Below are 12978 nucleotides of genomic sequence, written 5' to 3' on the forward strand. Positions count from 1 at the left end.
TCAAATCCGTCCTGTCTGAAGTGTGGAAGAGAGCAATGCCATCGCTGCGGCCAGCAACAAGGCAAGTAGTTTTGTGCATTCCAGCGCAATGAAAACCAGATGCAGCTTTGAGCCGCTCAATGCGGTGCCGGCGATCACTTGATCTGTGAGCTCTGACAGCTGTGGCAGAACGACAAAGCGTTGGACGACAAAGACTGACAGGGCGACAAGGACCCATGTTTGCACACGGCGCGTTTCGATCGCGATGGCAAGCGCGGCAAATGCAGCGAGGACCATCTCCAGATACCCCACCCATAAGAACTGCACGCGCCCGACTTGCAGGGCAACTGGCCGCGTCAAGTCGGCCACCTGAAACTTCGCAGGCGCCGCAATCATATTGGCTGAAATTGATGCTCCGGCCCAAATGAGCAGAGACATTACGATTAACAGTCGCGCGGCAATCAGCATGTACAGATCCCTGTTGCCCACTGACAAGCAAGGGGCATGAGGCCGGAGAGGCATTTCTTTGATCTCAAGCAGATTTTTGGGCGATGGCCGCCTGGAAAGTGGATGGCGACCGCGCGCGGTGATGGCCAAATGTGCATTGATCCCTGACTGCGGCTATTCCAGTTAGGGCTGCCGCAAACTCATCGCCCTATCGGATGCCTGACGCAGAGAGGTCAGGCAAAACACTGTTTTTGTCGCTTCACTCCTTAGCTGCCCCGACCACGAATTCTGTGGAAGTGTTTTAGAGCTTTTAAATGGTATTTACAATACCTATTTTAAGCGTATGATTTAAAGCATGAAAAACCAGAAGTACGTGCCAGCACTTTGGATATGCTCACTTGATCTCAGCTTGGGTGCTTCGCACTTGTCAGAATCATCTATATCAAAAAAGTAGCTTTAACTAGTTTTTTGAGTGACGCACCAAAAAGTAGCTTCATCCTGCCTGCCATCGAATGGAGACTTGCCAAGTGACCCCACCCCGCATTGATGTTGATCGGAAGGCTATCGCAGACGTGGTGGCGGTATTTTACCAGCGCGTCCGGAAGGACGGAACGCTCGCCCCGATATTTGCTGAGCGTGTCAAAAACTGGCCAGAGCATGAGGAAAAGATCACCCGTTTCTGGGCGAATGCACTGCTGTTTGAGCGGTCTTATTCCGGCAATCCGATGCGCGCGCACATGGATGCAGAAAACGTTCGACCGGAACATTTCGAGGGGTGGTTGACCCTTTTTGACGAGGTCCTGAAAGAACACATCAGCTCGCCGCAACGTGAGCAATGGTCCACGTTAGTGCACAGGATTGGTCGCGGGTTGTCCTTTGGTTTGACCGAATTCCAGAAAGCACCGGGTGATCCGCCAAAACTCTGACACAGGATCATAGCCCCAAAAGCAGTACGATCCTGCTGTCGTGGTCATTCGGTCAGGGCAATCGCAGTTTCCATAGGGAAATGATCAGCCCCATCTGAATGGTCCGGTTTGATTCTTGGTTCATGATTGGCCGGGCTTCCTCCGGAACAATGGTTTCCAGGGTTGATGGGCGGTAGCCCAGAGCCCTGTGGGGTCGTTCGGTGTTGTAGTGCCTCCTTCCACTGTTCTATCAGGGTTTCTGCCGCACGGACCCCGCGACAGCTTGCCTTGTGTCGAGCGATGCTGGCGCAGTACCCGGCAGGCACGCCGCCCCGAAGCACCCAACTCATTGCGGACGAGGTCGATGCAGGCTCGACGGCAGACAGGACTCAGAAGTTTCCCAAGGCGGTCTCGGTCAGGATCAACTTGTCGAACGCCACGTCAGATACGGTTTTCCTCAGCCGCTCATTCTCTTTCTGCAATCGTTTGAGTTCCTTCAGCTGGTCGGCTCCCATCCCGCCATACTGCTTGCGCAAGCGATAGTATGTCTGCTCGGTGATGCGCACTTCGGGGATCGCGTCGACCCGCGGCATTCCTTGCCTTACAAGCACCTCAACCTGCCGAAACTTCGTGACAATTTCTTCTGGCTTGTGCCTCTTCGTAGCCATCTTCATCCTCTGTTTTTCTAAACATAACAGCGGACCACTTCCGGGGTGAGGATCAGAAATACTGTGATGAAACTTATATTTTGCATTTGAGTTACCAATAAAATGCAATAGGTATCAGATATGCAGCTTTCAACATTCTCTGACTACGCGATCCGCACGCTCATGCATCTGGCGGTGGCGGATAGACACATGCTGACAACGCGTCAGATTGCAGTCATTCATGGGGCAAAATACAATCATCTTGCAAAAGTCACCCAGTGGCTTGTGCGGGAAGGCTATGTCGTTTCGATGCGCGGCAGAGCGGGTGGACTGAAACTTGCCGTGGATACGAAAGACATTAATGTGGGTCTTGTTTTGCGAGACCTTGAACGTCAAAGCGTACTTGTCGAATGCATGAGGGCCGATGGCGGATCCTGCATTTTGTCGCCGTTGTGTCCGCTTACAGCGGCTTTGAAGGCTGCACAGACAGCTTTCTTTGAGTCCCTTTCCCAACTCACACTCCACGACCTGACAAATGAGAACCGCCCAATTGGCCATTTGCTGTCGCGACTTAATGATGACGTAGCCTAGAGATAAAAAGCGAACGTGGACCTTAACCTCAACTCACTGAGTCGGACCGTTTTGGTATAGAATCCATTCCTGTTTTTTTCTGTTTATTGGCTTGCGGTCAGCTAGGAATTTGCAGGCATGCACAGGCAAACTGTCGAATGTCCGCTTCCCGCCGTTGGTGTTGAATTGCCATGTCCGCCTTGGGCTGGATCCAGTCAATCAACCAAAGCCGTCAAACGACCGCTCCGAGCCCAATTTGCGCATCCGTCAGGTTGCATCGAATGACGGCTCGTGGCGACAAAGCTCGACCAACCGTTCCTCGACTGGCGAGGACTGTACGATGGACGAGTTGGTCGCACCGAACGGCACGATCCGGTCGATGACCGCTTCCATTTCCGCCACGTCGCGGACATGCGCGCGTGCAACGAAGCAATCCTCTCCAGACACGCGATCACAGGCGACGATCTGAGGCGTGTCCTGAATCGCCTCAATCATGTTCTTCATCTCGCCCGGGAGAGGTCTTGCGCGGATCAGGAGCGTCAGGCCATAGCCGAGGCGAGCGGGATCGATGCGCGCGCCATATCCAGTGATGATGCCCACATCCTCAAGACGCCGCACACGGTCCGCGACGCTGGGGGCGGAAAGACCCACACGGCGGGACAGTTCTGCGCGGGGAATGCGTGCGTCTGCGCACAGCTCACGGAGAATCGCAGCGTCGATGCTGTCGAGACCCACTTCGTCTGATCGAAGGTTTTTGGGTGTTTTTTCCTTCATTCTCGAATTCATTTCCGCCTCTGACATGCCCAGTCTCCATATCACAAGCCGCCTTTACCTTGCATCATCATATCATGTCAGATCACACCCCTGCAAACTCCGCCCGCACCAGCGCTCCGGGCGCCATGTCACGCATATCCGAGACCGTTCCCCCTCACGCATGGTTCGGCGTCTCAGCCGTTTTCCACTATCTTGGCCCCGCCTTTGCGGTCCTGTTGTTTCCGGTCGTCGGGGTGCTGGGCGTCGCCTGGTTCCGCATCGCTTCGGCCGCCCTGATCTTCGCCCCCGTCACGAAGCCATGGCGCACCTTCAAGACATCGACGCCCCGCGAGCGCGTTCTTCTGCTCGCGCTTGGCGGTTGTCTTGCGGTGATGAACAGCTCTTTCTACCTGGCGCTCGACCGGCTGCCGATCTCGCTGGTCGCCGCCATCGAGTTCGTTGGCACGATCGGGATCGCACTCTGGGGTCTTCGCACGGGGCGAAACTGTCTTGCCTTCGCCTTTGCCATCATCGGTGTGGCCCTTCTGATCGACGTGCCGTCGCTTCTGGCGGTGGGCGGACCCGCCCTTACGTCTGACCTTCTGGGCTTGTTCTGGGCTGTGCTGAACGGCTCCCTGTTTGTTCTCTACATCATCCTCGGCCACAAGATTTCCGAAGGCGGCGCATCAGGCGGCGTGGAACGTCTGGGGGCTGCCATGACAGCGGCGTTCATCTTCGTCATGCCAATCGGGTTCTTGCAGGCGCTTGAGGCCTTCGGTGCGCCGTTACTGGTTTTGGCCGGGATCGGCGTTGGTATCTGTTCCTCGGTCATCCCGTATGTCTGCGACCAACTCGCCATGGCCCGCCTGCCCCGCGCCAGCTTCGCACTTTTGTTGGCCCTGTTGCCTGCGACCGCCACGATCATTGGCGTGATAGTGTTGCGGCAGATTCCGAGCGCCACCGACATGCTTGGTGTGGCTTTGGTTATGATCGGCGTTGCCGTCCATAAACCCGCTCCCGTGTTATCGCAGTAGCGGGTACTACCTGATCGAATGGCAACTTTTGCCGGGATCGGAGACCGGGTTTGCGCGGTTCAGAAGCGATCCAGCGCGTAGGCGCTGAGGCTGATGTTCTCCGGTTCGCTGCATACCGTTCTGGCAAGTATGTCACCTGACTTGGGAGCCATCATGAGGCCATAATGCGAGTGGCCAAAGTTCACGAAGAGCCCTGGCTGATCCGTGACCGGCCCAAGTGCGGGCAGGCTGTCTGGAAAGGATGGGCGTCGGCCCATCCAGAATGTTGTTTCATCCGTCCGCAGGTTTGGAAATGCGGACACGGCTACATCAATCAATTGCTGTCTACGACGTTTCGTCGGTGGAGCGTCGACCGGTGCAAACTCGGCCTGACCGGCAACACGCACGCCGTTCTCCATGCTGCTGGCCACGAATTTTGCGTCCACGTCCATAACCGAATTGTTGATCTCGATGCCGGGATCACTGAACTCGACGTGATAGCCACGCTCCGCCATCAGCGGAACGGACATGCCGAGGTCGGTCAGGAGACCGGGGCTCCACGCGCCCAGACAAAGAACGACGCGCTCCGCCTGGAAGGTCCCGTCGTCGCACTGGACTTCCCAGTAGCTCTGGTCAGTGCGATGGATGCGCCTGGCCATTGTCCGTTTGTACGTGGCACCCATCTCGCGCGCTTTTTGCGCCAGGACCTGACCCAGTCTGCCCGGCGAACGCATACGGGCTTGCCCTTTTATCAGGACGGCGGCGCCAAAGTCCGGACCGAGTTCGGGTTCGATGTCTGCCAGTCGGTCCTTTCCAACAAGCTCCAGATCAGCGCCCATCTCGCTCCGAATAAGGTAGTCGATGGATTGCAGATTGGCGCGGCTGCCATCACGAAACGCATGTACGTACATGCTGTCGGTAATCAGCCCCTCATGCCCCGTGCCCGTCAGATGCCTTTGATACAGTTCGATGGATGGTCCGCAAAGATGGGACATGGCCTCGGCGCGGGCACGCACATTTTCTTCGCGGCCACCACGAAGAAAGCTGAGGCCCCACGGGATCATTTTCAGCAGGGACCTTGGGTGGATAGACAAAGGTCGACCGTAGCCAAACATGAGCCTTGGGATCGATTTCCACGTGCCGGGCAGCGACTGCGGGATGATTGACCAGGGTGACACCACCCCGGCATTGCCCATCGAGGTTTCCTGGCCGGGCTCGCCCTTGTCTATCAGCGTGACCGGAACGCCCTTTTCAAGCAGCGATAGCGCTGTGCAGATGCCGACAATGCCTGCACCGAGGACAATGACAGGCGTTCGGTTGTCAGGCTGCAGCATTGGCGGTTCTTCGTGCGATGGCCTGACTGATGATTGCTGGCGCAGCGATCAGAAGCGCGACCAGATCAGCCTGCAGGGACGGCGCGATGAACACCAGGCCAGCGATGGCCAGCAGAACACGGAAAACCGCACCCATCGGTGCGAGCCAGTAGCCGACGACCGCGGCTGACAAGGAGATGACACCTGCGATGCAGCTTGCGGCGGTATAGGTGAATTCCCATAGGTCGAAGCCAGTGGACGACACGAAAAGCAGCACGGGTGCATAGACGAATGCCATTGGCGCGACGACCTTCCCGAGGCCGAGTGTGAAGGCGCTGATCCCGGTTCGGAACGGGTTCGAGTTGGCGATCGCTGCGGCGGCGTAGGCCGAGGTGCAGACCGGCGGCGTAATCTCGGCGACCACGCCGTAGTAGAGCACGAACATGTGCGATGCGATCGGCGGGATACCAAGCTGTGCCAATGCCGGTTGGGCGACCGATACGAGCATGATGTAGAGCGCAGTTGTCGGCACGCCGGCACCCATCAGGATGCAGGCCAGCGCGATAAAGACCAGGCTGATGAACAAAGTCAGGTCTTCGACAGTAAAAAGTTCATAGGCGCCGAACTGGAACAGCCAGATCAGGTCATTGCCAAGGTTGGTAGCCGCCTGTGTGACCATGAAGCCGATGCGGAAGCCGACACCCGTTGTGTTGATGACACCGATGACAATGCCCACCGCTGCCGAGGCTGCGCCGACCGCTAGCGCATATTTCACACCGGTCTCGAACGTGTCCGCCATTTCAGACAGCGTGGTGCGATGTTGCGGATTGAGTGTCGCGAGGACCGCACCGCCGATCAGGATGATCGACATGGTCAGGTCAAATCCGCCGCCCAAGTATTTCCAGGCGACGAAGGCGATGAAAGCGGCGGCGTAAACCAGTGTGATCGGCACTTTCATCCGGCTCATCCCCGCGATGATGGCCAACGAGATGCCGCAGAACGCCGACATATAGGGTGTGTAGCCCGAGAACAGCACGACCAGCAGCCCGACCAGCGGGACGATGTTGGCCCAGCCGTCACGCCAGACCGCGCCAAGCTGCGGCAGTGCGTCCTTCGTCAGCCCCTTCAGCCCGAGGCGGCGGGCCATTAGATGGACAACAGTAAAGACGCCGACATAGTGCAGCAAAGCAGGGAAGATCGCGGCGATGACGATGGTGGTGTAGGGCACCTCGAGAAACTCCGCCATGATGAAGGCCGCAGCCCCCATGATGGGTGGCGTGATCTGACCGCCCGCCGACGCCGCAGCTTCGACGCCGCCCGCGAAATGGCCGGGATAGCCGAGGCGTTTCATGTTCGGGATGGTCAGCGCACCGGTTGAAACCGTGTTCGCGACCGATGAGCCCGAGATCGTGCCGAAGAAGGCCGAGGACACGACTGACACTTTCGCCGGACCGCCGGTATAGCGGCCTGCGAGGATGGTGGCGTTGTCGATGAAGAGCTGCCCGAGGCCGGTACGTTGGGCGATCACGCCGAAGAGGACAAAGTGAAACACGATGGTCGACACGACCCAAAGCGTGACACCGAAAATGCCTTCTTGCGGGAAGTACATCGACGAAACGAACGTGTTGAACTTCACACCCGGGTGTTGGAGCAGGCCCGGAAAGACTGGTCCGAACAGAGCGTAGCAGATGAAAACGCTGATGATCAAAGGCAAGATCCAGCCCAGGGTGCGTCGCGCAATGTCGAGGACGAGTACGATCAGGATGCAGCCGAACAGCATGTCAAAGCCGTTCGGATTGCCCATCCGGAAGGTCATCTCCTCAACCCCCAGCCAGGCGACGCCGCGCCACGCAAAGCCAAGGTATAGCGCCGATGCGACGCCGAGGATCATCAGGATGATGTCAAGGTAAGGCACGCCGCCAAGGCGCAAGGTGCCGGTATTCAGATCAAATGAGGTCTTCGTTTTGATCAACGGATAGAAGGAATAGGTTAGAATAAAGAGACCCGATAGATGCCAGCCCATGTGCCAATAGTCCGGCGGGAGCGCGAAACCTGCGGTAAGGTAATGGTACACGGCGAAGGTGAGGGCGACGTAGCGAAGGAATTTGCCGAAGACCGGTGTGACCGAGCGGGTTGCGGCCCCTTCATCGTATTTTTCTTCGATCGCTGCGAGCTCAGCTTCCGTCAACTCGCGCACGTCTTCTGATCGCGGATCGCTCATAACGCGCCCTCCTCAGGTCGAATGTCGTTGATCAAAAAAGAAACGGACGGCTATGGCCGTCCGTTTCTGTTGGGAGGTTATTCGAGAAGCCCGGCTTCCTTATAGAACTTCTCTGCACCGGCATGCAGCGGCACGCCCAGAGCAGCGATGCCGTCAAGCGCCGTGTCTGGTGTGATCTGCTTGCCCTTCGCGTGGCCGTTGTCCAGGAGCTTGCGCGTGTTGTCGTTCCACAGCGCAGCGGTGATGCCGTAAACAAGCTCTTCGGATAGGTCGGACGACACCACCAGAAGCGCGGACACCGCAGGCGTTTTCACATCGTAGTCGATGCCTTCGTACACGCCTGCCGGGATCATCGACGGTATGTAGGCCGGGATAACCTCGTTGATCTTGGCGAGATCCTCTTCGGTGAAGGTGTGAAGCTCCATGCCCTTGGTTGTGGCCAGTTGAACCATCGCCGAGACCGGCCAGCCCGCAGCGTAGAAGTAGGCGTCTAGCTGACCGTCGGCGAGACGTTCAGCGGACTGTGAGTTGTTCAATTCGGCCTCGTCGTAGTTGTCGCGGTTCAGGCCCCATTCGGCCAGCATCATCTCGACAGCGACCTGCGTGCCAGAACCAGCCTGCGCTATGCCGACGCGCTTGCCTTCGAGATCGGACAGCGAGGCGATGCTTGCACCTTCGGGCAGAACCAGATGGAGGTCTTCGGGATAGAGGTTCGCAACGATCCGCAGCTTTTCATGCGGCTTACCGTCGAACTTGCCCTCGCCCAAATACATCGAGCGGGTCACATCCGCGGCGGCCATACCTGCTTCCAACTCACCGTTCTGCACGGCGGTGTTGTTGAAGACCGACGCCGTGGTCGACTGAGCAATTGCGATCAGGCCGGGCACACCGCATTGGCCACCTTCATCGCAGGGCCGCGATCCCGGAGGCGCTGAAATGCCGTTGGCAATGGTGCCCCCAATCGGGAAATAGGTGCCGCCCGCACTGCCAGTGCCGATCCGGAAAAATGTCGGGTCCTGTGCAAAGGCTGTGCCTGCACTCAACGTTGCAGCAACAGCAAAAGCCAAAAGTTTTGATGATTTGTTCATTATATACTCCCTGTGAACAGACTTCTGAAAGCGTGTCATGCGAAGAAGCCTAGACAGCCGAATAAATAAATTCCAATTTTATTAATCTGTGTTTTGATAGATTTAGCTTATACATCGACTATGAACTTTACCCAGATATCGACATTTCAAGCCGTCATGACATCCGCCTCGTTGTCCGATGCGGCGACCAAACTGGGCCGGACGCAGCCCGCGGTGAGCGCCGCAATCAAGGCGCTCGAAGATCAACTTGGGCTGCAACTCTTTGAAAGGCGGGGAAGAAAACTGATCCCGGTGCCGGAAGCCCAGTATCTTCTGACCGAGGCCGACGCAATTCTTTCGCAGCTCAACCGCGTGCGGCAGACCATGCGCAGTCTTTCAGACGGTCACAGCGGGACTCTGAAAGTGGCTGCCATGCCAGGCCCGGTCTCGCTGATCTTTCCGAAATTCATTGCTTCAAAAGTAAGCGATACTGAAGGCATCTCCATCTCGATCCAGGCCCGAACGTCCAACCAGATCGCTGAACTCACGCGCGCGCAGTCCATCGACTTTGGCTTTGCCGATGCCGCAAACACTGAACCCGAGGAAAACCTGTATCGTTCAGTTGTCATAAGCGCCGACTGCCCGGTGGCTGTGCCGGAAAACCACCCGCTCGCACAAAAATCCGAAATCAGTTTTGCGGACCTTGATGATCAACCGCTGGGCACCTTGCCGCAATCGCATCGGCAGACCCAGGATCTTGCGAGCCGATTTGCAGCTGAAAGCTTGTCGCTGCGGGCAACGATTGAAAGCCAAACTTTCTTGCCAATCCTGCATTTCGTCGCTGCGGGCCGTTGCTGCACCGTGTTGGACCCGCTGTCGGTTTTTCTTGTCAATGCGGATGCACCAATGGTCGGGGGCATTGCAATTCGTCCGATGGCAGACCCGATCAGGTACTACTATGCGATCTACTCTCCTCGCTATCGACCGATTTCGGTAATCGCCAGGAACCTGCTCGGGGCATGGCAGGCAGAAGTTATGAAACTGCTGGACAGCTCTGGGTTCAATCCACGATTTGAAGGTAAGGCTTAGCCCAGAGAGTGGCCCCTCAGTTTTCCTCCCCCACCACAATCACCTCAACCCGCCGGTTCGCTTCGCGCCCCGCTGCGGTGAGGTTGCTTGCCACCGGTGACAGATACCCCATGCCGCCTGCCTCGATCCGGTTTGGTGAGACATCATAGCGTTCGATCAGGCGATCCCGGACCGCGCTCGCCCGGGCGCGGGAAATGGCGATGTTCGCTTCAAGCTCGCCGACAGTATCCGTATGCCCGACGATGGCGATGCGCAGGTTGGGGCGGTTCTCCATCAGCTGGGCGATCTGTTCGAGCTCGGGCGCACGCCCTTCACCAAGGTCAGTGGTGCCAGTTGCGAAGTCGAGGCTGCGCAGAATGGCCGATCCGGACGCGAGAAGAGATTGACCCAGATTTGCGGTTGGAGCCACGGGGATGTCTGCAGTCGGGGATGGGGTCGTTGGTACGGCAGCCTCTTGCGCGCCCACCTGCACCACTTGCAGATACCCCGCATCAGGCGCCGTGCTGGCCAGCAGCCACACGGCATCCCCTGTGCGCGGATGGCGCGCGCTTAGGAAGTGATAAGCGCGCACGTTCACATACATGTTGGGCGCGGGCAGCACATCAATTCCAAAGCGAAAATCAAAACCGCCGCATGCATTCGCGTCGCAATCGAGCAAAGTGTCATAGCCCGCATCGGCCAATTGCGCGCGCAGTGGGGCCAGGATTTGCAGGGGCGTCAGGCCTGGGGATGGAATGCGGTAGCTGCGCCGCTGCACGGGACCATCAATGCGTTCTGCTGCCACGTGCCCGTCCGCATAGGGCGCGGTGGCGACCGACACGCGATCCAACACGCTGTCGCGCGCAGCCGTCTGGCGGGCGTTTGAGGGCAGTTCAAGTTGCAGGGCAAGGGCAGGTCCCGCGAGTAGGCATACCAAAGCAGTCAAGCAGACCCGCATGTTCAACGCGCCTGCCCATGGTATTCGGGGTTCGGCCTCATAGCAGTAGCACTCGCCACGCGGTTGGACATGTTGAAGAAGGCCGCCACGTTGATCAGGTCCCAGATGTCACGATCACTTAGCCCGTGATCGCGCAAGACCTGTCTATCGGGTTCCTCGATCCGGGCGGAGGCTACGGTGACCTTTTCCGCAAACTCCAGCATGGCGCGTCGGCGTGGCGTGACATCCGCTACACGCCAGTTCATCACCAGTTGTTCGCCCAGTTCCGGGTTTCCCGACAGTTGGCGCACCGCTGCCCCATGGGCCGTCAGGCAGTAGTAGCAGCGGTTCGTGGCACTGACGACGACAGCCACCATCTCGCGTTCGAGCTTTGACAGCCCGCTATCGGCCAGCATCAGGTCGTTGTAGAGCCCGGTAAAGGCATTCAGCTTGTCGGTATCGAACGCATGCGCTTTGAGCACGTTCGGGACCATGCCCAGCTTGTCCATGCACACGTCGAAATACTTTTGCGTGGCCTCGGGCAGGGGATCGACCATGGGCAGGTCGAGGGCGGTGGGCTGGTCTGTCATGTGTTCTCCGGCGCTGTCCGGTAATGATAGCCACAGACCTGTCGGAACCCCAACCCCCGATAAAGCGCATTGGCGGGACCATTCGCCGCTGTGGTCAGCACGGCGATCCGATCTGCGCCATTTTCCGCCGCCCAGAACGCCGCGCGCCGCATGATCCACTGCGCGACGCCCTGTCGGCGCTGGTGGGCCAGCACCTCAACCGCGTGCACCATGGCGATGCCATCGTGGATGGCTGCGAATGCGGTGCCCGCCGGTTTGTCCTTGTGCCGGGCGAGGATGGCCGTTTTCACCTTGGCCCGGTGCATCACGGCAAGGCGCGCGGGACCGATGCCACCTGCGGCCCAGATGTCTTCCATGATCGCCAGGGGTTCCCAGATGGAGAAAGCGGTGACGCGCGGGATGGGGATGTCGGTCAGCGTCGCAACGGGTGCAACATAGCCATTGGTGGGGTCGACAATGGTGTAGCCGTGGGCATCGAGCAGATGGTCAAGCGCGTCCTCATCCTGTCGCACCATGAAAAGCGGCGTCTGGCCAATGTCCCGCATGGCGGCTTCTGCAACGGCGAGGTCGGGTTTGGTTACTGGCCCTTCCGCTGTTGCCGCGGACACCCGTTTGCCACCGCCCTGACCATCGCGGATGGCCCACGGTCCGGCGCGCGTTACCTTTGCCGCAGGCCATGTGCCATCAATGGCAGCGTAGAACGCGGCCGTGTCAGTCATGCCGGGAAGTGATCTGACAATGTGCTGAGGGCCGCGTCCACTTCGGCCCCGTCTGTGCCGCGAATGACGACATTGGCCCCAAAGCGCCCGTTCTGGATAAAGGGATATGAGCCGATGCTGAGGTCCGGGTGGGCCGCCGCCAATTCGCCCAAGGGCCCCGCGATATCACCCTCACCCCGCTCGATCCGCAGGGTTTTCGAGATGAGTGGCGCGCCACCCGTCAGCGTGGGCAGGACAGAAGCGACCATGGCCTGAAACACCGATGGCACGCCCGCCATGACGTGAACGTTCTGGATTGTGAAGCCCGGCGCGGCGGACACCGGATTGTCGATCAGGGCAGCTCCATCAGGGATGCGCGCCATGCGCAGGCGCGCGGTATTCAGTTCAGTGCCGGATTTTGCATAGTGTTCGGCCAGAATGGCACGGGCGTCATCACGGATGTCGATATGCGTGTCAAAGGCCGCCGCGATGCAGTCAGCCGTGATGTCATCATGGGTGGGGCCAATGCCGCCGGACGTAAATACGGTATCGTATGCCGCTGACAGCGCGCGGACCGCTGCAACAATCGCGCTTTGGTCATCGCTGACGACCCGCACCTCTTTCAGGTCGATGCCGTGTTCGGTCAATTGGCCCGCAAGATGGTGCATGTTGGCATCGCGGGTGCGGCCCGAGAGGATCTCGTCTCCGATCACCAGCATGGCAGCGGTGGGGTTCGGCATCTTGTGCTTCCTTCTTGACCCATCTTGTTG

13 protein-coding genes and 1 pseudogene are annotated in these 12978 nt (G+C 58.5%); 4 read left to right on the forward strand and 10 right to left on the reverse strand.

The features are described from left to right. Positions 1–417, reverse strand: coding sequence for a hypothetical protein (locus tag Q1A51_RS14040; protein ID WP_299599968.1), 417 nt, complete (start codon positions 415–417; stop codon positions 1–3). Positions 418–953: 536 nt separating this feature from the next. On the opposite strand from Q1A51_RS14040, the gene Q1A51_RS14045 reads away from it, so the two are divergent. After that, a complete protein-coding gene (locus Q1A51_RS14045) occupies positions 954–1352 on the forward strand; it encodes a group III truncated hemoglobin (RefSeq protein ID WP_299599969.1) in 399 nt (132 codons plus the stop codon). A 267-nt stretch (positions 1353–1619) separates the two neighbouring features. Here the strand turns inward: Q1A51_RS14045 and Q1A51_RS14050 are convergent. Next, positions 1620–1999 (reverse strand): annotated as a pseudogene (locus Q1A51_RS14050) (transposase); the annotation flags it as partial. A gap of 120 nt (positions 2000–2119) precedes the next feature. On the opposite strand from Q1A51_RS14050, the gene Q1A51_RS14055 reads away from it, so the two are divergent. Continuing rightward, on the forward strand, positions 2120–2569 hold the full coding sequence (locus tag Q1A51_RS14055; protein ID WP_299599970.1) for an Rrf2 family transcriptional regulator: 450 nt from the start codon (positions 2120–2122) through the stop codon (positions 2567–2569). Between the two features lie 246 nt (positions 2570–2815). On the opposite strand, the gene Q1A51_RS14060 is transcribed toward Q1A51_RS14055, so the two are convergent. Next, entirely contained in the window at positions 2816–3322 is a 507-nt protein-coding gene (locus Q1A51_RS14060; protein ID WP_299671387.1) for an Lrp/AsnC family transcriptional regulator, read from the reverse strand. A gap of 74 nt (positions 3323–3396) precedes the next feature. Between Q1A51_RS14060 and Q1A51_RS14065 the strand changes: the two genes are divergently transcribed. Further along, entirely contained in the window at positions 3397–4335 is a 939-nt protein-coding gene (locus tag Q1A51_RS14065; RefSeq protein ID WP_299599972.1) for an EamA family transporter, read from the forward strand. A 59-nt stretch (positions 4336–4394) separates the two neighbouring features. On the opposite strand, the gene Q1A51_RS14070 is transcribed toward Q1A51_RS14065, so the two are convergent. The 3 genes from Q1A51_RS14070 to Q1A51_RS14080 form a co-directional block, all read right to left on the reverse strand. Next, positions 4395–5648, reverse strand: coding sequence for an FAD-binding oxidoreductase (locus Q1A51_RS14070; protein ID WP_299599973.1), 1254 nt, complete (start codon positions 5646–5648; stop codon positions 4395–4397). Beyond that, complete coding sequence (locus Q1A51_RS14075; protein WP_299599974.1) at positions 5635–7848, reverse strand: TRAP transporter fused permease subunit; 2214 nt, start codon at positions 7846–7848, stop codon at positions 5635–5637. Before Q1A51_RS14075 ends, Q1A51_RS14070 begins: the two co-directional genes overlap by 14 nt. Positions 7849–7925: 77 nt before the next feature. Then, complete coding sequence (locus tag Q1A51_RS14080; RefSeq protein WP_299599975.1) at positions 7926–8936, reverse strand: TAXI family TRAP transporter solute-binding subunit; 1011 nt, start codon at positions 8934–8936, stop codon at positions 7926–7928. A 120-nt stretch (positions 8937–9056) separates the two neighbouring features. On the opposite strand from Q1A51_RS14080, the gene Q1A51_RS14085 reads away from it, so the two are divergent. After that, positions 9057–10004 carry a LysR family transcriptional regulator gene (locus tag Q1A51_RS14085; protein ID WP_299599976.1) on the forward strand — a complete coding sequence of 316 codons (948 nt, stop codon included), beginning with the start codon at positions 9057–9059 and terminating at the stop codon, positions 10002–10004. Positions 10005–10020: 16 nt separating this feature from the next. Here the strand turns inward: Q1A51_RS14085 and Q1A51_RS14090 are convergent, their stop codons facing one another. From Q1A51_RS14090 to Q1A51_RS14105, 4 genes are read right to left on the reverse strand one after another with little or no spacing between them, the layout of a single operon-like run. After that, complete coding sequence (locus tag Q1A51_RS14090) at positions 10021–10929, reverse strand: OmpA family protein (RefSeq protein WP_299599977.1); 909 nt, start codon at positions 10927–10929, stop codon at positions 10021–10023. A 14-nt stretch (positions 10930–10943) separates the two neighbouring features. Next, positions 10944–11510, reverse strand: a complete 567-nt coding sequence (locus tag Q1A51_RS14095; RefSeq protein WP_299599978.1) for a peroxidase-related enzyme — start codon at positions 11508–11510, stop codon at positions 10944–10946. Further along, entirely contained in the window at positions 11507–12229 is a 723-nt protein-coding gene (locus tag Q1A51_RS14100; protein ID WP_299599979.1) for a GNAT family N-acetyltransferase, read from the reverse strand. Before Q1A51_RS14100 ends, Q1A51_RS14095 begins: the two co-directional genes overlap by 4 nt. Next, entirely contained in the window at positions 12226–12948 is a 723-nt protein-coding gene (locus Q1A51_RS14105) for a molybdopterin-binding protein (protein ID WP_299599980.1), read from the reverse strand. The genes Q1A51_RS14100 and Q1A51_RS14105 overlap by 4 nt, the downstream gene beginning before the upstream one ends. Between the last annotated feature and the right edge of the window lie 30 nt (positions 12949–12978).

This window comes from uncultured Tateyamaria sp. (assembly GCF_947496075.1).
Lineage (GTDB): Bacteria > Pseudomonadota > Alphaproteobacteria > Rhodobacterales > Rhodobacteraceae > Tateyamaria.